This window comes from Peribacillus sp. GL_122, from assembly GCF_057835005.1.
The window spans coordinates 2,973,958-2,996,482 of record NZ_CM174415.1 but is presented as its reverse complement, the minus strand read 5'-3'; the positions used below and the strand labels follow the sequence as shown (position 1 = coordinate 2,996,482).

The 22,525-nt window shown below is 39.4% G+C and carries 20 protein-coding genes and 1 pseudogene; 13 read left to right on the top strand and 8 right to left on the bottom strand.

Translation table 11 applies throughout. The annotated features are described in order from the left end of the window. Positions 1–58: 58 nt before the first annotated feature. Both AC3ISB_RS14415 and AC3ISB_RS14410 read right to left on the bottom strand, forming a co-directional pair. On the bottom strand, positions 59–358 hold the full coding sequence (locus tag AC3ISB_RS14415) for a spore coat protein (RefSeq protein ID WP_489273602.1): 300 nt from the start codon (positions 356–358) through the stop codon (positions 59–61). Then, entirely contained in the window at positions 358–561 is a 204-nt protein-coding gene (locus AC3ISB_RS14410) for a hypothetical protein (protein ID WP_098371985.1), read from the bottom strand. The genes AC3ISB_RS14415 and AC3ISB_RS14410 overlap by 1 nt, the downstream gene beginning before the upstream one ends. A gap of 187 nt (positions 562–748) precedes the next feature. Between AC3ISB_RS14410 and AC3ISB_RS14405 the strand changes: the two genes are divergently transcribed. Genes AC3ISB_RS14405 through AC3ISB_RS14395 form a run of 3 tightly spaced genes read left to right on the top strand, consistent with a single transcriptional unit; the run spans position 749 to position 2,491 of the window. Continuing rightward, positions 749–964: a spore coat protein gene (locus AC3ISB_RS14405; protein ID WP_489273601.1), complete on the top strand. Its 216-nt coding sequence runs from the start codon at positions 749–751 to the stop codon at positions 962–964. A 12-nt stretch (positions 965–976) separates the two neighbouring features. Next, positions 977–1,339 carry a spore coat protein gene (locus AC3ISB_RS14400; protein ID WP_048682441.1) on the top strand — a complete coding sequence of 121 codons (363 nt, stop codon included), beginning with the start codon at positions 977–979 and terminating at the stop codon, positions 1,337–1,339. 15 nt (positions 1,340–1,354) lie between these two features. Further along, the gene (locus AC3ISB_RS14395) at positions 1,355–2,491 is read left to right on the top strand and encodes a zinc-dependent alcohol dehydrogenase (protein WP_057215463.1); all 1,137 of its coding nucleotides are present in this window, start codon (positions 1,355–1,357) and stop codon (positions 2,489–2,491) included. Between the two features lie 249 nt (positions 2,492–2,740). Here the strand turns inward: AC3ISB_RS14395 and AC3ISB_RS14390 are convergent, their stop codons facing one another. Further along, positions 2,741–2,974, bottom strand: coding sequence for a topoisomerase C-terminal repeat-containing protein (locus AC3ISB_RS14390; protein WP_489276938.1), 234 nt, complete (start codon positions 2,972–2,974; stop codon positions 2,741–2,743). Positions 2,975–3,041: 67 nt separating this feature from the next. Beyond that, positions 3,042–3,707, bottom strand: a complete 666-nt coding sequence (locus tag AC3ISB_RS14385) for a GntR family transcriptional regulator (protein WP_057215460.1) — start codon at positions 3,705–3,707, stop codon at positions 3,042–3,044. A gap of 593 nt (positions 3,708–4,300) precedes the next feature. Between AC3ISB_RS14385 and AC3ISB_RS14380 the strand changes: the two genes are divergently transcribed. From AC3ISB_RS14380 to AC3ISB_RS14360, 5 genes are all read left to right on the top strand, one after another. After that, on the top strand, positions 4,301–5,743 hold the full coding sequence (locus AC3ISB_RS14380; protein WP_489273600.1) for an aldehyde dehydrogenase family protein: 1,443 nt from the start codon (positions 4,301–4,303) through the stop codon (positions 5,741–5,743). Between the two features lie 18 nt (positions 5,744–5,761). After that, positions 5,762–6,967 carry a hydroxyacid-oxoacid transhydrogenase gene (locus AC3ISB_RS14375; RefSeq protein ID WP_489273599.1) on the top strand — a complete coding sequence of 402 codons (1,206 nt, stop codon included), beginning with the start codon at positions 5,762–5,764 and terminating at the stop codon, positions 6,965–6,967. Between the two features lie 117 nt (positions 6,968–7,084). Then, a complete protein-coding gene (locus AC3ISB_RS14370) occupies positions 7,085–8,329 on the top strand; it encodes an iron-containing alcohol dehydrogenase (RefSeq protein ID WP_489273598.1) in 1,245 nt (414 codons plus the stop codon). Between the two features lie 134 nt (positions 8,330–8,463). Next, the gene (locus tag AC3ISB_RS14365; protein ID WP_489273597.1) at positions 8,464–9,759 is read left to right on the top strand and encodes an MFS transporter; all 1,296 of its coding nucleotides are present in this window, start codon (positions 8,464–8,466) and stop codon (positions 9,757–9,759) included. 58 nt (positions 9,760–9,817) lie between these two features. Then, positions 9,818–11,281 (top strand): NAD-dependent succinate-semialdehyde dehydrogenase, encoded by a 1,464-nt coding sequence (locus AC3ISB_RS14360; RefSeq protein ID WP_489273596.1) that lies wholly within the window; start codon positions 9,818–9,820, stop codon positions 11,279–11,281. Between the two features lie 244 nt (positions 11,282–11,525). Here AC3ISB_RS14360 and AC3ISB_RS14355 read toward each other — a convergent pair whose 3' ends face one another. Both AC3ISB_RS14355 and AC3ISB_RS14350 read right to left on the bottom strand, forming a co-directional pair. After that, positions 11,526–13,034 (bottom strand): phospholipase D-like domain-containing protein, encoded by a 1,509-nt coding sequence (locus tag AC3ISB_RS14355; RefSeq protein WP_489273595.1) that lies wholly within the window; start codon positions 13,032–13,034, stop codon positions 11,526–11,528. A 144-nt stretch (positions 13,035–13,178) separates the two neighbouring features. Then, entirely contained in the window at positions 13,179–13,313 is a 135-nt protein-coding gene (locus AC3ISB_RS14350; protein WP_321175395.1) for a hypothetical protein, read from the bottom strand. 357 nt (positions 13,314–13,670) lie between these two features. On the opposite strand from AC3ISB_RS14350, the gene AC3ISB_RS14345 reads away from it, so the two are divergent. Next, a complete protein-coding gene (locus tag AC3ISB_RS14345) occupies positions 13,671–14,510 on the top strand; it encodes a tyrosine-type recombinase/integrase (protein ID WP_489273594.1) in 840 nt (279 codons plus the stop codon). A 109-nt stretch (positions 14,511–14,619) separates the two neighbouring features. Here AC3ISB_RS14345 and AC3ISB_RS14340 read toward each other — a convergent pair. Beyond that, positions 14,620–15,597, bottom strand: a pseudogene (locus AC3ISB_RS14340) (IS110 family RNA-guided transposase); the annotation flags it as partial. Between the two features lie 1,008 nt (positions 15,598–16,605). Between AC3ISB_RS14340 and AC3ISB_RS14335 the strand changes: the two are divergent. The 3 genes from AC3ISB_RS14335 (at position 16,606) to AC3ISB_RS14325 (ending at position 20,386) form a co-directional block, all read left to right on the top strand. Next, the gene (locus AC3ISB_RS14335) at positions 16,606–17,973 is read left to right on the top strand and encodes a purine-cytosine permease family protein (RefSeq protein WP_489273593.1); all 1,368 of its coding nucleotides are present in this window, start codon (positions 16,606–16,608) and stop codon (positions 17,971–17,973) included. Between the two features lie 47 nt (positions 17,974–18,020). Beyond that, on the top strand, positions 18,021–18,698 hold the full coding sequence (locus AC3ISB_RS14330) for a cyclase family protein (protein WP_048683782.1): 678 nt from the start codon (positions 18,021–18,023) through the stop codon (positions 18,696–18,698). Positions 18,699–18,916: 218 nt separating this feature from the next. Then, positions 18,917–20,386: an aldehyde dehydrogenase family protein gene (locus AC3ISB_RS14325; protein ID WP_489273592.1), complete on the top strand. Its 1,470-nt coding sequence runs from the start codon at positions 18,917–18,919 to the stop codon at positions 20,384–20,386. A 343-nt stretch (positions 20,387–20,729) separates the two neighbouring features. Here the strand turns inward: AC3ISB_RS14325 and AC3ISB_RS14320 are convergent, their stop codons facing one another. Continuing rightward, on the bottom strand, positions 20,730–21,149 hold the full coding sequence (locus tag AC3ISB_RS14320; RefSeq protein WP_489273591.1) for a MarR family winged helix-turn-helix transcriptional regulator: 420 nt from the start codon (positions 21,147–21,149) through the stop codon (positions 20,730–20,732). 103 nt (positions 21,150–21,252) lie between these two features. Between AC3ISB_RS14320 and AC3ISB_RS14315 the strand changes: the two genes are divergently transcribed. Further along, positions 21,253–22,239, top strand: a complete 987-nt coding sequence (locus AC3ISB_RS14315; RefSeq protein ID WP_489273590.1) for a YhdH/YhfP family quinone oxidoreductase — start codon at positions 21,253–21,255, stop codon at positions 22,237–22,239. The last annotated feature ends 286 nt before the right edge of the window (positions 22,240–22,525 follow it).

Here is a 22,525-nt window from a genome sequence, read left to right as displayed (position 1 = left end):
TTTTTCATTTGCCCCAACCTCTGTGTAATCTGTCTGTTTTCACATCCATGAGTTGACTTTATTGTTGAGGAAGGTTTAGGGCTGTATTTGCTGTATTTAAATCAACTTGTAATTGTTCACTTAAATCATGTGGATGATAGTAACCTTTTGAAATCATATAGTTACTTATCTCTCCGTGTCTTTCTACAGCGACACGAAGCTGTTCTCTTAAGGCTGCTTTCAATTCAGGTGTTTTTGTTTCTGTAATGGCAAATGCAATATTTCTAATTCCTGATTTTGCGGATATTAAGAAGTCCGTTGCAATCACCTGATCAGTCATGCCACCCAAACCCGCCATATTTTGCAAAAAATTTGTCATTACTGTTCCCCTCGATTCGTCAGAATTTCCTGCAGTTTTTGAATATCTTGTGTTCCAGTGCTCATGTCTTTTAATAGAATATTTTGTAGTTCTGTATCCTGCACTAAACTGCTCATTGTAGAGGACTTTGTTAGACAAAGACTCTTGAAAGTTAAAATTTCGTGCGCCTCTAAAGTCTCATGCAGTCCTAAATTTTTAGTCATGATTTTTCACTCCATTTCTTTGAGAATTCACTTACATATCTTTCGTAATACAATAGTTTTTATACATCATCATTTGCAAAGGTAACGTGTATTTTGCGAAATAAACTACCTATCGGTCAATATCCCGTATAACAAACAGATGAACTGGGAAAGGTATTTTTGTTATATAGATTAGGGAGGTGAACGTATGGAAAATGAAAGCTTGGCATTTCATGAAACCATGGAAACGCATGAAATTTTAAATATTAAAACAATAGGTTTAATGAGATCAAAATTAATGCAAGGAATTTGCTTTGACAATGACTTAAAAGCATTAATGGAAAAAGACGTACAACAATCTATAGCTGCTATAAACGAGCTAAAGGGTTTTTATACAGAAGCCCGAACAAACTATGAAAAATGAGGTGAAATTAAAATGGAAATGGATTTTTTAGATCCTCAAGGCGCTGAACATATGCCGGAAATGGCTGATTCCTCTTTCGCGCTAGATTTTCTACTCTCTATCAAAAGTGGGATTCATACTTATGGTATTGCATTATCTGAAACAGCGAATCCCGCATTGAGAAAAGCATTGTACCAGCAAATGGAGCAATCTATTGACTTACATGGTGAGTTATCCGATTTAATGATCAGGAAGGGCTGGCTTTATCCGAACGATGTAGGTAAACAGGTGGAATTAGATTTGAAATCAGCCGATATGGCAGTTAGTATCGCTGGAATGAATCTTTTCCCGAATGATACTGACAGACTCGGCATGTTCGCAACGCCGAATAAATAAAGGAGGAAAAGCATCATGAAAGCCGTAACTTACCAGGGCAATAAAAATGTACAGGTTAAAGAAGTTAAAGACCCTAACATCAAAAATTCGGATGATATTATTGTAAAAGTCACTACTTCAGCGATTTGCGGCTCCGATTTGCACTTAATTCATCAATTAATTCCCAATATGCCAACAGATTATGTGATTGGTCATGAGCCGATGGGGGTTGTTGAGGAAGTTGGACCAGGGGTAACTAAGTTAAAGAAGGGAGACCGGGTCATTATCCCCTTTAACGTTAGCTGCGGGAGCTGCTGGTATTGCGACCACGACCTTACAAGTCAGTGCGATAATTCAAATCCTCATGGGGAAATGGGTGGTTTTTTTGGATACTCAGAAACAACTGGTGGGTATGCGGGCGGGCAAGCTGAATATATGCGTGTTCCTTATGGAAACTTTACCCCTTTCAAAATCCCAGAAGACTGCGAGGTAGAAGATGAAAAATTGGTGTTGCTCGCTGATGCAGCATCCACAGCATTCTGGAGTGTAGATCACGCCGGTGTTAAATCTGGCGATACGGTTATCGTTTTAGGCTGTGGTCCTGTAGGTTTACTTACTCAAAAATTCGCTTGGTTAAAAGGGGCGAAAAGAGTGATTGCTGTCGACCATCTCGATTATCGTTTAGAGCATGCAAAAAGGACGAATAAAGTCGAAACCGTAAATTTTGCACAATATGAAAACACTGGCGAATACCTTAAAGAAATCACTAAAGGTGGTGCAGATATCGTTATTGACTGTTCCGGGATGAGTGGCAAAATGACTCCGATGGAATATCTTGCATCGGGTCTTAAATTACATGGGGGAGCCATGGGAGGGATTGTAATTGCGTCCCAAGCCGTGCGTAAGGCGGGAACCATACAAATAACAGGCGTTTATGGCGGCCGTTATAATGGATTCCCCCTAGGAGATATTTTCCAAAGAAACGTGGATATTAAAACCGGACAGGCTCCTGTTATTCCTTATATGCCCTACCTTTATAAACTAATATCAGAAGGAAAAGTAGATCCTGGCGATGTTGTAACCCATGTACTTCCAATTGACCAAGCAAAGCATGGGTATGAGGTATTTGATACAAGGACAGATGGATGTATTAAAGTGGTCCTTAAGCCATAAAGATGATTGTTTTCCTTTGGAAATAAATTTTACAACTATGGATATGGACTATGAGTAGGGAAGGTATCAAACCCTTTTTTTACTTTTTTTCGTTTGGATTTATCACATATACTCTTTCTTTTCTTCAGAAATCAAAATCAGAAAAGGTTATAGCAGTAAGTGGATTCATTCAACGAATCATTCGGCATATACTCTTTCATAGTAAAATCCCTATCAATTGTGATAGGGATTTTAGTTTGTTATTTTGATTTAGCAAATGTTTTTTTTTGCAAATTCAAATCCAATCGATCCATCATCTTTCAAAACAAGAGAAGCATCAAAAGGCTTCTTTTCTTTTGTCTTTGGTTTCATCCCTTTAATCACACTTGTTTTCTTCTTGGTGCATAAATCTTTCACATGTTTTTCTGTCCCTTTTTTTCCAAGCATTTGAGATGGGAATGTCTGTTTACACCCACTTGCATATTCCGAGCATCCAAGTGAAATGAAATGTGATCAAAGCCATTACGATGACTGATATCCGAATAAGATTATCCTCAATAGCTTCCAAGTATTATCTTTTTGTCCTCTCCAATAAACGATCTATGGAATCCTGTATGTGGCTGGAGATCGCAATCTCGGCTCTGTATACATCCCTTGTCCGGATGGCCTCAATGATTTCCATATGTTCCGATGGTGCGTCTTTTTGGTCGATCTCACCTTTGACGTGATAAAACCGGCCTATATGAAGATGACAGTGCATGCCTTTATATGCTTCAAATAAAAACGGGTTTCCTCCAGCATTCATGATGGCATGATGAAATTGTTGATCTAAATGAGTAAAATCTAGTATTTTTTTGTTGGAAGCACCTGTGTTTGTGGAAAACATTTCATCTGTAAGCGCGGCCATTTCTTCCGTCACGCTTACATTATTTAAGCGGATAATATTCCGGACCGCATGCGTCTCCAGTAATATCCGGGCCTCTAACATTTTTGCCATATTTTCAGTATCTAATATGTCACTGACCCGATACCCCTTATTTGGTTCTAAGATGACTAAGTTCTCAGAGTTCAGACGAGATAATGCTTCTCTGAGAGGTATGGCGCTAATGTTGATTTCCCGGGTTAAGTGGCTGATATTGATTTTTTGTCCCGGCGATAAATCCCATTCAAAAATCTTTTCTTTTAATAAATTGTAGACATATTCCGTTGTCTCTCCGCGTTCTTTTTCCTTTATCATCGAAATGCCCCTAACTTAAAAAAATTTCTATGAGAACGAGTGTTATTTCATATAGATGTAACAACTTAAATTATTACTGAAGTAGCTTTCTGCTTGTTGCCCTATCAATAAGATAAGGCGAAACCATATTGATATCAAGAATAGAGAGTTTATAAGGGGACTCTATAGTTTGCTGGATAGCTACAAAAATATATCCTCATTACTGATAATTATATATTATATTCGGTGAGTTTTGTGAAAATTATATATAAAATCATCCGAATTAATAGGAATTAATTAATCTGTCGATATTATTTAAATCCATAAATCCTTTATCAGTAAGGTTTTTATAAAAAACTGAATATTTTTAATTTTAAATATTTACATAATCGTATATTATATGATATATTTTTGGAAATGATTACATACTATTTTTGAGCAGGATTCTACAATAATCAGTTACTAAAGAGTGTTGATGGGCAGGCAAAATCTTAAGTTTAAAATGGAAGCGCTTTATGCTTGCCGTTTTCTTGATTGAAATTTATTGAATCTATTAGAAGAAATAACTGTGAAGTTAAAAAAAATGATCTTATTTTTCAAAGGAGGAATCTTCAATGAGCACAACGCTGAGCAGAAAAAACACATTTTATGGCCATTTCATAAATGGGCAATGGATATCCGATCAACATACAATCGCTGTTATTAACAAATATAACAAAGAAGAAATTGCCCAGATCGGCAGGGCATCCCGGAAAATTGTTTCTGAAGCGGTGACCAATGCCTTGGAAACCTTTAATACGAGAAAGCTAGATTCCAATCAACGCTACGAGATTCTAATGCGTGCAGCGGATATCGCTAAAGAGAGAAAAGAAGAGCTGGCGATGATTCTGGTTCAGGAAGTCGGTAAAGTATTGAAGGATGCCAGAGGGGAAATCGATAGAGGAATCCAAACGATGATAGCTTCAGCGGAAGAAGCAAAACGGATTGCCGGTACAGGCGTTCCTTTGGGGCAGTCTGGAAACGACAATAAGATGGCTTTCACCATCAGGGTTCCTGTTGGAGTTATCGGTGCAATCACCCCGTTTAACTTCCCGTTCAATCTCACCATCCACAAGGTGGCTCCTGCGTTGGCAGCGGGTAATACAATCGTGTTGAAGCCGGCTGAAATGACGCCGCTCATTGCATGCAAGATAGCAGAAATCTTTTCCGAAGCTGGATTGCCCGCAGGTTTTCTGAATGTGGTCAACGGGTTTGGGCAGGAAACAGGTCAATATCTTTTGGAGGATGAACGAATTGCGATGTTCACTTTTACAGGGAGTCCCGGCGTAGGACGGCACATTAAGAGCAGTACGGGAATTCGTAAGGTTACCTTGGAATTAGGGAATAACTCCCCAAATATCATTCACAAGGATGTACCTGATTTAGACAGAGCAGTTGAGCTCTGTGTCACCCGGGGGTATGTGAATGCAGGGCAAGCCTGCATCTCTGTGCAGCGCATCTACGTTCATAGAGATATTTGCGATGTGTTTGTGGAGAAGGCAGTCATGGTGGCACAGGGCTTGAAGGTCGGAAATCCTGCAGATCCTTCCGCGGACATTGGTCCTATGATTTCCGAGAAGGAAGCAAGACGTGCGGAAGAATGGATTCAGGAGGCTGAGCGTCTAGGTGCCAAAGTGCTATATGGAGGGAAAAGGAGGGAATCGATTCTGGAACCTACTATATTAATAGATGTGAAACCGGAAATGAAGGTAGTCTGCCAGGAAGTGTTCGCACCGGTGATCAGCATCATTCCTTTCGATAGCATCGAGGAGGCTTTCTGTCAGGCCAATGATACAAAGTTCGGCTTACAAGTTGGTTTATTTACATCCAATATCACTTTAGCCATGCGGGCAACACAGGAACTTCATTTTGGCGGTGTGATCATCAATGATGTTTCTACATACCGTGCCGACATCATGCCGTATGGCGGCGTGAAGGACAGCGGAATTGGCAAAGAAGGACCGCATTATGCCATGCAAGAGATGACAGACGAAAAACTTGTCGTCATCAATCTATAGACTTTGGAGGTAAGGAATATGAGAAATACATGGGATTTTTATTCTACCGAAAGAATCGTATTTGGAAACGGGGCAATCGGGCAATTGGATGTGATCCTTCAAAGATTAAAGGCGAAAAACATCTTGCTCGTTACTGACCCAGGGATCAAAAATGCAGGAATCGCAGACAGAATTTCATCGTTGTTGGGACATGCAAATTACGAAACAGTTATCTATGACCAGGTCGTACCGGAGCCGCCTGTAGAATCGGCGATGGATTGTTATAAGTTTGCGGAATCTCAAATGGATATTGATGCAGTAATTGGCCTTGGCGGAGGAAGCAGCATTGATATGGCCAAGATCGTCGCCTTGTTGGTCGCCCATGGAGGACATCCGCTGGACTATTATGGCGGGGAAAACCAGGTTCCCGGACCAATCGCGCCTCTTGTAGCGATTCCGACGACGGCTGGAACCGGTTCAGAAGTGACATCAGTGGCGGTATTGACCGATGTGGAAAATAACCTAAAAGTTGGTATCTCGGATAACTACCTAAGACCAACCGTTGCTCTGCTTGATCCAGAATTAACGTTAGGGCTTCCCGCTTATGTAACAGCTTGTTCCGGAATTGATGCTCTGTCACATGCGATAGAGGCATACACAGCCAAACCTTCTGCATATATCCAGGCAGAAGGAAACATTTTATTCCAAGGTTCAATCCCCATAAGCGATGCACTCGCCTACAGAGCTATTGAATTGATTGCAAAAAACCTGCCTCTTGCGGTGCAGCAAGGGAGCAATCTCGAGGCACGTTCCAATATGCTAATGGGCAGCCTGCTTGCTGGAATGTCCTTTTCAAATGCAGGTACAGCAGCAGCCCATGCATTGGCTTACCCAATTGGAGGGCTTGTGAAGTCACCGCATGGAGAGGTGACCGGGCTCTTGCTCCCATATGTCATGGAATATAATGCAGCTGTAGAAACAGAAAAAATGGTGAGGATTTCCCAGGCATTCAATTTGAACTCGGATGGCCTCTCCGATAAGGAAGCCGCTTTGGCTGCTTCAAAAGCTGTGCTTACCCTGCTTGGGGAAATTGGACTGCCTACAAAGCTGACGGAGATTGGGATCAAAGAAGAGGATATTCCCGAAATTGCTGAGAAGACCCTCCAAATCGATCGCCTGATTCGGAATAACCCAAGAATGCCAACCCAGCACAGTTTAGAAGAATTACTTAGAAAAGCTTTATAGATTGCTTGTAAAGGAATGGTGTCCCTGGAAGGTTAAGCATCATAACCATTCATGATGGATCTGCAGACCGGGGCGGAAAGGATTTCACCATCTAATAGAATATAAATGGAGAGGAAGATGAAAATGTCTCTTATGCCTTTTACATATAGTATGCCGACACGGGTGGAGTGCGGTAACGGAATATCTGGAAAAACAGGGGAACTAATTAAGGATTTAGGTGTATCGAGTGTGCTGATTGTAACAGATAAAGGGGTTAGAGGAGCCGGTCTCTTACAAGGCATTGAAAAATCCCTTGCTTCGGCAAACCTTTATTTTGAGATTTACGATGAGGTAGAGCCTAATCCATCAGCTCAAACAATCCAACAGGGGACAGTGTATCTTAAGCAACAAAAGATGGAGGCGGTTCTGGCTGTAGGCGGAGGAAGCAGCATTGACACAGCCAAGGGCATTGCGGCAATGGCTACTAATCCCGGCCATATCCTGGATTATGAAGGAGTTGGAAAGATTTCCAATCCTCCGCTCCCGATCATAGCAATCCCGACTACGGCTGGAACTGGCAGTGAAGCTACTAATTCGACAGTGGTAACGAATAAGGACACCTCTTTTAAATTAGGTGTACTTAGTTCACTTTTGTTTCCAAAGCTAGCTATATTGGATCCTGCCCTTACATTAAATTTGCCTCAAGAGATTACTGCAGCTACTGGTATGGATGCTCTGACTCATGCAATTGAATCTTACACCTCCAAATCTGCCAACCCTGTCAGCAAGGCTTTCGCTATGCAGGCCATTAAGATGATCGGTGAAAATTTAACAAGATCGTACTTTGTGGGAACGGACATGGAAAGCAGGGAAAACATGCTTGTAGCCTCCTTGTTAGCTGGTGCAGCCTTTTCACAATCCCGACTGGGTAATGTACACGCCATTTCCCATACATTTGGAGGAGTCTTTAATATCCCGCATGGCATCGCAAATGCAGCACTATTGCCATTTGTCATGAGATTCAACCTGCCGGCATGTGAGGATCAGTATAGAGAAATTGCAATAGCTTTAGGAAGGGATGTAAGCGGTTTATCCAATGCGCAAGCAGCCGAGAAAGCAATCGAAACGATCATCGAAATGAATCGGAGTATGAATATTCCTCTTAATATTAAAGAGCTTGGAGTCTCATTGGACGTTTTGCCGAAATTAGTGGAAGATTCCATGCGAAGCGGTAACGTGGTCGTTAATCCAAGGCTGACGAAGGCTTTAGATATCCAACTAATTATAGAGAAGGCTTATGCGGGGGACTTTGAAGGTTTTAATAATGGTAATCGAATTGCAAGCAGTGCAAAAAATTCAGAAACGGCCATCGTGAATGTATAAAAACCATTCAATTTGAAAATCACCTGGAATTTCAGGGGGTTTCGAATCAGTTTCCCCTTTTTAACTTTTTTTCGGACACATGGATTTCCCTCAGCATTTTTCTACCTGAATATAATTATCTAATGAGGTGACGTATGAAAAAGACCAATGGAAGATGGCTTGTAGTGGTACTCCTTTTCGTCGCAACAACAATCAATTATATGGATAGGGCAATTCTTGGCATTGCAGGACCCTCGATGATGAAGGATCTTTCGCTTTCGGCAGTAGAATTCGGGATATTGGGGTCAGCGTTCTTTTGGTCGTATGCCTTAATGCAGATCCCGGTCGGGGTAATCGTTGATAAATTGGGGGCACGCTTAACGTATTCGATTGCCATCGTTTGGTGGTCGCTCTGTACGATGTTTACTGGAATGGGACGTTCGCTTGGCGGACTGATCGGTATCCGCGTTTTAATGGGAATCGGAGAGGCTCCAGCGTTTCCAACCAATACGCGCGTTATTTCAGACTGGCTACCGTCACACGAACGGGGCATTGCAAACGGGATATTTAATTCTGGTACAGCTATCGGGATTGGCATAACGACACCCATTTTAGCATGGATCATCCAGACTTGGGGATGGCAAGCATCCTTTGTGGTAATTGGATCCATCGGTTTTGTATGGCTGGCATTCTGGTTATTCTTTTTCAAAAACCATCCAGAGCAAAGTAAGATTGCAAACGAGGCCGAAGTAGCCTATATCAAAGAGGAGCAAACTCAAACCGAAAAAGCGACGACACTAAACATCTCGCCATTTAAATTCTTTAAATTCAGAAGTGTTTACCCTATGTTATACGGCTTGTTTGCCCATAACTATCTTACTTATTTAATGATGACCTGGCTTCCCACTTATCTTGTAGTCGAAAGGCATATGACTCTTTTAAAAGCCGGATTTTTTACGATGCTACCTTGGATCATGTCCTTTCTGGGAAATATTCTAGGAGGGGTGTTGTCGGATTTCTTAATTAAAAGAGGCTGGAATTCCATCAAAGCAAGAAAAACTGTTTTAACCATCGGCATGCTTTTTCCATTAGCCATAATACCGACTATCTATACAGACAGCGCCATAATGGCACTTACGTATATCTCAATAGCAATCGGCGGTGAAGGATTGGCTGCGGGTATTCTCTGGGCCACTGTTTCGGATGTTGCTCCAAAGGGTGCGGAAGGAAAGCTTGCAGGGCTGCAAAACTTCGTGGGGAACCTCGCTGGCTGGATTGCTCCAGTAGCAACAGGGATCTTAATAGCGAAGTTCAATAATTTTAATATAGCCCTGATCATACCTGTAGTCATTTGCCTTATTGCTGCTGTGGGGTATACCTTCGTTCTTAAAAATGAAAGGATTTCTATTAACACTGACATTGACGGGGGAACGAAAGTTTCAGGGCTATAATCTTTTTGTGTATACAATGAAGCGCTTTGCAAATCCAACGAAAAAAGGAGACATATTCATGCTGAAAACTAGTGGATTAGTCAATTTAACTGAACTGAAAATGTATGTAAACGGTGAATGGACTGCAGCACATAACGGAGAAACTTTACCAGTAACAAATCCATCAACAGGGAAAGTGGTGGCAAGGATTCCAAATGGAGGACGCCAAGAAACGCATGCGGCAATTGCAGCTGCTGAGGAAGCGTTTAAAACCTGGTCAAAACTGACAGCACAGGAACGCAGTAAATATCTAAAGAAATTGCATGACCTTATGCATGAATATAAAGATGAATTAGCAGAAATCATGAGTATGGAAATGGGCAAGCCCTTAACGGAAGCCCGGGGTGAAGTGGATTTTGCTGCAAGCTACCTGGAATGGTTTGCGGAAGAAGGCCGCCGGATTTATGGGGAAACGATCCCTGCTTCTGCTGCAAATAAAAGGCTATCGGTGATTCGCCAGCCGATTGGAGTGGTCGCTTCCATTACCCCTTGGAATTTCCCGTTGGCCATGATGACGCGGAAAGTAGGACCTGCCATGGCCGCTGGATGTACAGTCATTGTCAAGCCTGCAAAACAATCTCCTATTAGTGCGTTAGCGTTTGGTAAATTGGTGGAAATGGCGGGAGTGCCTGCTGGAGTGGTAAGTATCGTAACTGGGAGTGCCAGACATATCTCGGATGAAATTTTTGAAAATCCAGTAGTAAGGAAAATTTCTTTTACAGGATCTACTGAAGTAGGCAAATTGCTAGTTACCAAGTCAGCCCCGCAGCTCAAGAGACTTTCCCTTGAGCTTGGAGGACACGCGCCATTCATCGTCTTTGAGGATGCTGATTTGGAAGCCGCAGCAGCTGGTGCCGTTGCAAGCAAGTTCAGGAACACCGGACAAACGTGCGTATGCGCAAATCGAATTTACGTCCACCATTCTGTCATCAATAAATTCTCTGCACTTTTTGTTGAAAAGGTACAAGCTCTAAAAGTCGGAAATAGCATCGATCCAACCGTTGAAGTCGGGCCTCTTGTCAGCAGTGATGGCCTGGAAAAGGTAGAGGAGCATGTACAAGATGCCTTGGATAAAGGTGCCAGCCTTCTTTGTGGCGGACAAAGAGTTGATGGGGAATTGGCTGATGGATTATTCTATGAACCGACCGTTCTGGGTGGAGTGAACAAGGATATGCTCATCACATACCAGGAAACATTTGGACCGGTCGCACCAATCATCCCGTTTGATACAGAAGAAGAGGTGATCGAGCTTGCCAACAATACAGAGTACGGGCTGGCCGCTTATTTTTACACACAGAATATAAGCAGGGGAGTCAGGGTATCCGAAGCTCTGGAGTTCGGCATCATCGGATACAACGACGCCATTCCCACCGTTGCACAAGCCCCATTTGGCGGCATGAAAGAAAGCGGCATGGGGAGGGAAGGCGGCCATCAAGGCCTTGATGAATATTTAGAAGAAAAATATATATCGATGGGTTTTTAAAATAGGGCAAGAAAAGGCTTAAGGTGAAGTCGAATCCTTAAGCCTTTCCTTATTTACCTCATATTTTCGCCATTTTAGATTTCAACAATTTCCGCCACAAATGATTCATCATGGTCATCCTTTCCCATCCCAATAAAAAACACTATTTATTATAGTTTTGTTTTATGTGAGTATATTTGGTGAAAAAAGAAGTAATCCGCTAAAGAAAGTCGATCTATTTTAGTAAGAACAAGAAAAACAGAATTTATAACAATGGTGAAAGTAGACGAGCACCTTTTTCGAGAATGCACTCTGTAAGGGATCGTTGTAGTAAATCTTCCTGATGCAGCGGGACAGAATCAATAAGATCGCGCTCGAATTGCTGTGTGAGTTCCTTAGCTACATCAGCACTATACAAGACTTCACACACCTCATAATTAAGACGAAAACTTCTCATATCGTAGTTTGCTGCTCCTACTTCTGCGATCTCCTCATCTATGATCATCAGCTTCGCATGTAACATTCCTTTGTCATACTGGTAAATTTGGACTCCTGCTTCTATAAGTTCCCCGTAATAGGTACGGCTTGCAAAGCCCACAATTTTTTGATCAATATGACGAGGAACCAGCAATCTTACGCGTACACCACGAGCCACAGCTGTCTTTAATGCCATGATAATATCTGTATTTGGTACAAAGTAGGGTGTCGTTATATCAATCGTCTTGGTCGCCTGTGATATGCATATAAAGTAAGCCTGCCGAATGACCGGAGTAGGAACTCCAGGATTTCCTTCCAACGTATGAATGTACGCTTTTGGCAATGTCCCTGATTTGTTTACCTCTTTTTCCTCTACGATGCTCAATTCAGATCCCCATTCGGCTGACCATCTGGAAAGATCTACGCTGCCAATTCGATCGACTTCCTTTGATTTATGTTTTGGAAATTTAGTGGGTTTTTTCGTTATCTTAGATTTTGTTTTCGACTTTATCTGTTCCGGCAAAGCGATATTCCAATGAACGTCGAAAATCGTCTGCAAATCTTCTGTTGCTTCCCCTATGATTTGCAAATGAGTATCCCGCCAGTAACCTATCTCAGGCTTTAATCCTGTATATTCATACCCCACGTTGATACCACCGGTAAAAGCTTCCTTTCCATCGATTGTGACAATCTTAGAATGATCCCGATAATTCCAATTGGACAGAATCCAGGGAAAGCGTAAGGGGAATATTGTCCGGCATTCAATCCCTGCATCCATCATCCGAAGGATCTCATTACGCGGAAATTTTTTGCTTCCCCAACCATCTCTCACAAAACGAACCCGAACTCCGTTTTCTGCTTTATCAATTAGCAGTGCTGTGATTCGATTCCCAATTTGGTCATTCCGGTAGATGTAATATTCCAGATCAATGGTTTTTTGGGCTGTTTGTAGGGATTTGATTAGTTGTTCATACTTTGCTATTCCATTGTTAAGTACTTGGACTTGGCCGACTCGAAGCCCATGCACGGTGAAATGCCGTAAAGCATCAGCGATTATCGAGGCAGAATCACCATATGTATCAGGTAATTTGTCAAACTCATTATGAGAAGAGGTTAATCTTTTCCGATGAATACGCTTGGGATTTGATGTGCTGAGATATAGCAAGAAACCAAGGACAGGCAAAATAAGGCCGAGTGTTATCCAATTTAAAGCCTTGGCAGGCCTACGAACTTCCCAAATTGCTATGAATAACATAAAGAACGTATTTAACAGGTATAGATAAAAAATCCATTCCAACTGAAATCCCTCCCTTGTTTTTCTCTTAACATGTATACCTATGAAGAGTCAAGTAATCCTTCATGTTAGTGGATTGCTTGACTCTTCATTTTCGTTAACCTGCAAGTTTCTTTTCGGAAAAGCAAAGAAATCACGAGATTGTACTTATTTGGCATTGCGCGGGGGCTTATTAGTTGGATAAATTGCTTTTTCCAAGTCTTCTGCTGCGATCACTGGATCTATTGTATTGCTATTAGCTTTTCCCTTCTGACTATAACCTTTATCACGCTTTTGGCTCATGCTTAGAACCTCCCTCCATGTAGCTTCATTTGTTAAGATGGACTAATAGATGGCGACTTATTCACCAAACGAGAAGGGCCTCGTTTGGATGTGTATACATCCAAATAGGGTTTTATATGTAAATGATGTCAGCTAATGTTGTATAGACAATTCAATGTTTAAATTGTATTGATATTGTGAAATGTTGTACTTAAACAAACGGGTGCGTTAGCTGAAGATCGGAGCTGTCTTAAATACAGCTTTTTATTTTTTACTAACAGGTGTTACTGTTTAATGAAAACTCTACTAATCTAGTATAATAGTTATTCTTTTGACTATACTGTCTATTAATAAGGTATAGATTGGAGAGAAACTGGTATGATCTTAACTGATGTATGGGGTTTATATAAGGCAGATAAGCAAATCCAAGGTTATTCTCCACAAACATTAAAGGCCTATTACGTACAATTTAACTTGTTGTTGAATAGTTTTGGAAATATATCCATTCAAGAGCTTTCAACTAATTCTCTTAAAGTTTATCTGGGAAAAGCAGCTGAAAAGCTTAAGCCATCCAGTCTGGGTCATAGAATCCGATTTATTAAATCTTTATTTAGATGGGCTCAGGATGAAAATTTAATTAATGGAAATCCTGCTTCCAAAATCAAGGAACCAAAATTAGAATTAAGGGTACCAAAATACTTGTCTGAAGAGGAAATTGAACATTTGCGGGAAGCTTGTCATACAACATTTGAAAATGCTTTATTTGAGTTTATGTATTCAACAGGATGCAGAATTGGTGAAGCAATAACTCTAGATAGGGCCTCAATCAATTTCTCTAATCAATCAGCAATCGTTTTAGGTAAAGGGCGTAAAGAACGAGAAGTATATTTCAATACTCGTTGTGAAATATGGTTGAAGCGATATTTAAGTGAGCGAAAAGATCATGAGGAAGCACTATTTGTGACAACACGCGCACCCCATCGAATGAGTATTTCTCAAGCGAGGAACATTATAAAACTGGTAGCAAAGAGAACGGACATTAAAAAGAGCATTCATCCCCACCTGCTTAGACATAGTTATGCCACAAATTTATTGAATAATGGAGCGCCTCTAGAAGTGATTCAAAATTTAATGGGTCATGAAAAAAGTGAAACCACAAAAATTTATGCATATCTAAGTGGTGCAATGCGGAGAGACTTGTATAGAAAGTATTTTTAAGGGACCAAGGGTCCTTTTTATTTTGTTCTTAATAAACTATCGGGGCAGGTTAGTTCCATAAGAACTTCTATGGCGGCGATCCTCGCCGCCACCATCTACCACGAAAATCTCTTTTAGTAATACGATTAATGGTTTCCGTAAACTTACCCGATGAGTAAACACTTGGATTTACTCCAGCAAAGGCAACCAGTTTTTTCGGATGATTAAACCGAACGATTTCACCAATTTCAGAGATAATCGTGGCTGCGATTTTTTCTCCTATACCGGGAATCGATTGGATAATCTTATATTCTTCCATTTCATTTGCCAAGGTCACTATACGATCTTCCAAATCAGAAAGGTGTCCCTGGTAATGAAAAAGCAACTCAATATACATACGAAGATTGATTACGTGACTTTCATACACGTTTTTTTTGAAATGGATTTCGAGATGCGGAATCCATCATTTTTTTTGATTTTTCCCATGCCCATTCACTCGATCGGCTAGAACAGAACTCTATAACACTCTCTGCAAGTCTACTTTCTCCGGCTGTTAATACCGCCTCTGAAGTAGGATGTTCCTTTAACATCAATAAAGAAACCTTCGAATATAGATCCCCAAAAACCTTCCGGTATTCAGGAAACACTTGATCTAAAATGGTGTGAAACTGAAGTTTAGCTTTCACATACATATTCGTTACGATTTCCTGTTGTGTTGACAAATTCCGAAGGTCTAAAAGCTGAATCCCTCTAATTTTATGAGGTTCACCTTTATAATACAGCACACACAACTGGTACGCAGCGATTGCGTCTGTTTTTACCTTACGTAAACTGGTCTTCTTTTCCTGATAAGAAATAATCGGATTTAGTAAGATATATAGAATTCCTTGTTCCGCCAAGTATTGAATAACGGGAGTATGGTAATGCCCTAGATTCTAAAATGACCATAGGCATCTGCCCTGTCACCTCTTCAGCTTCTTTTAGAAAGTCTAAAAAATGATCTAATTCCTCTTTGATATGCTTCATTGAAAAGCTCTTCCCAGACGGTTTAAATTGCCTGAACTTGACTCTCTCCTTTTGCCACATCCAGACCAACAACTGGATTCATTGTTTTTTCCTCCTCTACTTACTAATCAGTACCCCTAGTCCTCCATGTAGTCCCAACCAGCCTCAAACATGTTTCTACAAGTAGGGGCGGACAGTTTATAGTTCACGGGATCAATTTCCACGCACCCGTACGTCCTACCCTGGCTACTGATAGAATAGGTTCTATTAAAAAAGATCAACAGTAATTTTTACTGGCCGACCTTAGATAATACGAACGCACCTGTTAGTTGAACAAGACTTAAGAATTTAGTTGTTTAAAATTTGTGTTTGTAAACCCAAATACGTCAACGTCTTCATATGGTTCAGCCTGATAGATATGCTGTTTTATTGAACCTTCATTTTTTATTCCAAGTTTTAACATAACTTTGCAGCAGCTGGGTTTTTAGATATAGCCATTGCCCATATACGATTAAGGTTTAACTGTTCGAAACCAAATAGAACAATTTCTTTGGTTGCTTCTGTAGCATAAGCTAGTTCCCCTTTATTATGTTGCTGATCAACCCGAATTGTCATTCCATCATCAAATAGGTTCCCCTCCTTTTATGTCTATAGATGTTGATTAAAATATAAATTAAAAAGAGGAAATAATTAAAAATTAAATCAGAAAATAAGAAATTGATTAGATTTTAAATCAATATATCAAAAAAACTAGCGGAAATGGCTGTCAATATCTGTGTAGTAAATTGGCGCGAATCTTGCTTAAGTAATATGTAAATTGATACTTTTCAGACGTTATTCAAGAAAAAGGAGTGTTTACATACTTATGAAAAACATGGAGGCGTTCAATATGCTGTAGATAGAAGCCGTTGCAAGTCCGTCTACAATAGTGTTGATAACGTGATGACTTAACGTCGTCCAAAGCTATTAAAGGCTATTATCAGACTGAAATGCACACAAAGCATTGTCAAAAAAAATCAATACAATTGAAGGTAAAGACCTAATAAGCAGAAAATTAAAGCCAGGTGATAAAATTTACTGCGAAATTTTAGTGGAATAGGGAGGGAATTGGATGTCGAATTCACCTGAAACAAATGGCATAGATCGTATGAGACCAATCGCTATGAATGAAAGGTCAATGAGTTGGTTCTCTACTTTATTTCTTTGGTTAGGCTCTAATGTTGTAGTAACCACAGTATTTTCTGGCATGCTGTTTGTTCCTGACATGGCATATCCAAAAGCGCTTACAATAATTATAATCGGAACGTTAGTAGGTGGAATACCATTAATTTTAATGGGGAATATAGGGACTCGCACCGGCTTACCCACCATGATATTGGCTCGAGGAGCCTTCGGTCATCGAGGAGCAGTATTGCCTACAGCCGTGAACACTCTTGTTCTCATCGGCTGGAGTTGGGTACAGGCATATATGGGGGCTCTGAGCCTAAATCAAGCGGTATTTTATTTGACAGGATACACCAATATTAATTTATTTACGATTCTAACTGAAGCGCTAGTTGTTCTATTGGCTATGTACGGCCACCGTGTAATTGAGAGCGCGGAAAAATTTATCGTTAGTTTAATGGTTATACTGGTTGTTATCGTTTTTGGTTATATGTTTATTAAATTTGATGCAGGAAGTTTAATTCAAATGACAACAATTGATAATACGTCCATAACTGCTATAGTGGCATTTGATATTGTAGTTGCAACTGTTTTTTCCTGGATGCTTATGGTAAGTGATCATAATTGCCATTGTAAAACAGAAAAAGGCGGTATGATTGGAACTTATTTTGGGTTTAGTACCGCAACAATTATTGCGATGACACTTGGGGCAACTGTCTCTGGATTTTCACTATTGAATAATATGACACGAACGTATGACCCAACTGTTTTAATCGGAGAATCCAATCCTGTTTTTGGTCTTGTTGCTGCGCTAGTTATCTTCATCTCTGTTGTATCAACGAACACAATGGTTTTATATAGTGCCACGATTTCTTACTTAGCGATTTTTAAGAAACAGCGATTCTGGAAAGTTGCGCTAACAATAGGAATCATTTGTATATGCGGTGCCCTGCTTAAAGATTGGTTACTTTCGAATTTCCAAGGCTTCCTAATAATGATCGGAAGTCTTTTTATACCAGTTGTATCTATTATGTTGACAGATTACTACCTTCTTAAACGCAGCCTGTATGATGCTTCTGAGATTATTTCTGGCGAGAACAAGCTTTACTGGTATCGGAATGGGATTAACTATGTTGCTTATATTTCTTTTATTATCGGAGCAGGATTCTCTTATTACTTTACCTACGTACAACCTCTTTCCATAGGAACTACAATAGTAACCTTCCTGCTTACCTGCGTAGTTTATTCAGGGCTAATGAAAGTTACGGGAAAAATCAGGGTGCAGGAAGAAAGCAAAGAATCTGAAGTCATATAAAAAATAACAAATAAATATGCGTGTGACGCAGAAAGGGAGGCATAGTTATGCTTAAAATTGAAAAAATTGTTGATTTATCACTCCAATTAACGAATGATACACCTATTTATCCTGGAGATCCTGAACCGAACATTAGTGTTGCTACAACTCTAGAAATGGACGGGTATAATCTTCTTCATATACATCTTGGTTCACAAACAGGCTCTCATGTAGATGCACCATACCATTTTATTAGTGAGGGCCAACGTATTGATGAATCAGATTTGCGTTTATTTATTGGGATTGGAGTAATAATTCCAGTAACAGAAAAAGGGGAGGAAGAAGCTATTACCCTGAAAGATGTGGAACCTTACTTGGATCAACTCGCTTCTGGAAAAATCGTTTTGTTTTATACAGGTTGGTCACGATATGTAGCGAAGGAATCATTTTTTCGTCATCCTTATGTTCATGAAGATGTTATTCATGAAATGATAAAAAGGGGAATTCGCACATTTTTCATCGATACAATCAATATCGATCGTACAGGTGGTACAGAATTTCCTATCCACGATGCAGTGGCCAAGGTAAACGGAATCATCGCGGAAAATCTAACTAATTTTGGAGCGATAGATTTTCCTAATCCTCTCATCAGCGCTTTTCCTTTACGGATTGTAGGTGCGGATGGTTCACCTGTACGAGCGGTAGCAATGAAAGTTGATTATAAAATCGATACACAAAAAAATTGATAGATAAGGATTCGATCTCCTTACTTTCAAGCTATTAATAAAAATTATCCTCAAATAATGTCAGGTCATAAAAGTATCCTAAGAAGGTAGTAAGTACCTTTATACCAATTTTGGACACTATTACTACACAAGGAAACTTCAGCATGCTATGTTTCAGCTACCGAAGCTGTAGAGGATTTAGCTGATTAATAAATAAATTTTTAGGGAGAGTGCATCATTTGAAAAAACTATTAGAAAAATGCGACCAATTATACATTAACGGACACTGGCTGAAGGGTGAAGGAGAAAAAAGAGTTCTGTCCAATCCAGCTAATGAGGAATTTTTGACTAAAATACACGAAGCGAGTGTTGAACAGGTTGAACTGGCCATACAGGCAGCTTTCGATGCTTTCCGAACAAACGATTGGGCAATCAATAAAGGAAAAAGAATTGAAACTCTGAAAAGAATAGCCCAACGCTTGGAAGACGCAAAAGAGGATTTGACTAAATTGGAAGTTATTAATACAGGCAAGCCATATAATGAAGCAAAACTAGACATAGATGATTCAATTGCATGTTTGCGCTATTATGTGGATTTAATAGTTGAAAAGCAGCCAAGGCGTATCAAAATGGAAGATGGGTCTGTCAGTGAAGTTCACAAAGAACCTATCGGTGTCTGTTCGTTAATTGTTCCTTGGAACTTTCCATTTTTACTTGGGATGTGGAAAATAGCACCGGCTCTAGCAGCTGGAAATACAATCGTGTTTAAACCCTCAGAAATAACTCCTTTATCATCAATTCTGTTTACAGAACTGTTAGATCAATGCGATGTGCCGGATGGTGTGTTTAATTTAGTTTTAGGTGCTGGTAAGGGACCCGGTGAAGCTCTGGTGACTAGCGATAAAGTGGATAAAGTCTCATTTACTGGTGGTTCGGAAACTGGAAGAAAAGTTATCGAATTATGTGCTCAATCGTTTAAACGGGTATCTTTAGAGCTTGGCGGAAAATCACCTTTTCTTATTTTTGATGACGTGGATGCTGATTTAGCAGCTGAATTGGCTATTTATGGTGCATTTTTAAATCAAGGGGAGGTTTGTGTGGCCTCTTCCCGATTACTTGTGCATGAAAACCTTTATGAAACATTTTTAGGAAAACTTAATGAAAAGCTTCAAAAATTGAGAATTGGTGACCCATTTGACGAAAATACGGAAATGGGTGCCATTATTTCAAAAGAACATTTGGCCAAAATTGAGCGGTATATTTCCATTGGAAAAGAAGAAGGAGCAACCCTATTATTCGGTGGAGAGCGTTTAAATCGCAAAGGTCTATTTATCACTCCGGCAGTATTTACGAACGTAAAACAAAATATGAGAATTGTGCAAGAGGAAATATTTGGTCCAGTTGTAACAGTTCAATCTTTCCGCACGGAAAAAGAAGCCATTGAATTAGCAAATGATACGAAATTTGGCCTTGCTGCGGGGATTTTATCTGGTAATCAGGAACGAGCACAAAAAATAGCTGGGGAACTTAAAGCTGGAACGATTTGGATTAACAGCTATCATACACCATACGTGGAAGCGCCTTGGGGAGGGTACAAACAAAGCGGAATTGGGAGAGAGCTTGGCCCAGAAGGATTGGACAGTTTTTTGGAAACAAAACACGTAAATACACAAAAAAGTGTAGAATCACTTGGTTGGTATAAATTTTAGAGGGTTAGAAGTTCTTCAAAAAGAAAGAATACTACTTTATATTTATATTTCATTGCGGTAATACCTATTGAGTGTTACCGCTCTTAAACGCCCCTTCTTCCCCGTTTCTTATGGCACTAACGGGGCAGGTTAGTTTAAAAGAGGGTAGCTTCAAACGAAGGATTTATTCTATAAAATCTACCAATTTAAAATTTTCAATTTGGTCACCCCCATCAACAGATTATGACGGGGGTCTACTTTAATTTGTTTTTTCTAAGCTAAATATAGTTAGAGATAGTCCATAATTTTACACGCCGTCAAAGTACTGTTCCAAACATAGGTTAAGAGAAAATAGATTTTATAATTATAAATCAGACTTTATTATTGTTTCTAATGCTTTTTTTAGCACTTCTTTATCGTTTTCTGACAAGTTTTGAAGAACCTTATTATTCAACTTAATTGTTGCAGCTTCAACTTCATCTCTAATTTTGTTAGATTTTTGAGTAGCTATCACTAAAACATTTCTACGATTTTTTTGATCTACCGAACGTTCTATTAATTCGGCTTTTTGCATTTTATCTAATATCCCAGAGACAGTAGGGGCTTCTAAATATACCATTTCTCCAATTTGTTTAGGAGATAATTGTCCTTCTCTCCACAAACAATTCAACACACCATATTGAGCTGGTGTTACTCCAAATTCCTCTAAAAGCTTGCTAAAATATTTGAAAACTTTATTCTGACTAACACTTAGTAAAAAGTTCATACAATTTTTTAATTCCATAGTATCTCCTCCATATTGACAGTAACCATAATATCATGTTAGATTTTGCAATGAAACATTTTTGTTACAAAAATGTTTTGTGACAAAAAAGGAGTGGATAATTATGAATACATTCAAGGCAATTATTGTACAAGAAAGACAGGATCAAGTAATTTATGATTTGGAAGATGTTAATCTTGACAGTCTTTCTGATGGCGAGGTTTTAATAAAGGTGGCATATTCTTCAATAAACTATAAGGATATGTTGGCTGTTCAAAAAAATGGGGGAGTTATTCGAAATTATCCAATGATCCCCGGAATTGATTTAAGTGGAACCATTGTTCATACTACAGATAATCGTTACAAAGAGGGACAGAAAGTTGTTGTTACAGGTTTTGCAATGGGGATGAGCCATACAGGAGGGTTTGCAGAATATGCTAGAGTCTCTGCAGATTGGATTGTTCCTTTGCCATTCAATTTAACCTTGAAAGATGTTATGGTTTTTGGGACAGCAGGATTTACGGCTGCACTCTCCATCATAGCTTTAGAGAAGAAAGGAATGAATATAAATAACAATCCTAGGATACTAGTCACTGGTTCAACTGGTGGAGTAGGTAGTATTGCATTACAAATTTTATCTAAAATTGGTTACAAAAATATTTCTGCTTTAGTTCGAAAAGAACACCAAGCAGAGGTAGCAAAATCTTTAGGAGCAACTAATGTGATTTTTGTTAATGAGTTAGGAGAGCAAAATAAACCATTAAATAAACAAAAGTTTGACTATGTCCTAGATACTGTTGGTGGGGAAGTTGCTTCTGTATTAATTCCTCAAATTTCTTATGGTGGAAGTATGAGTATGTGTGGGAATGCAGGTGGTATAAAACTAACATCAACAATATTACCGTTTATACTCAGAGGGATTAACCTTTTGGGAATTGATTCTGTAAATGTACCAATTAATAATCGTGGTTATATTTGGGAGAAAATAGCGAATGAATGGAACATTTCTCAAACTACTCTTATAAGTGAGATTTCACTTACAGAATTACCTAAAACGATTGAAGCAGTTAAGGACGGTCACCATTTAGGAAGAACAATTATTAAGTATTAAAAATCATTTAAACTTACTCAAAAAGTAAAAAACGCCTCTTATTATAAATCGATTTATATGTAAATTTAAAACTTACCAATTTTCTCTGATAGAACTGCATGTATCTGCAGTTCTTTTTATGGTTAAAAGAGTTTGAAAGAAGTAAATTTAAACAATGGATGCTTTCCTTTAAATGATTCAGTTGCAATAATCAGTAAGATTTTTGGTTAGGTCGCAGTTGGGCAGCATTTTTATAATAAATCTAGTGTAAAGGTACAAGTTTGTGAAGAAATTTACTTAAACTATC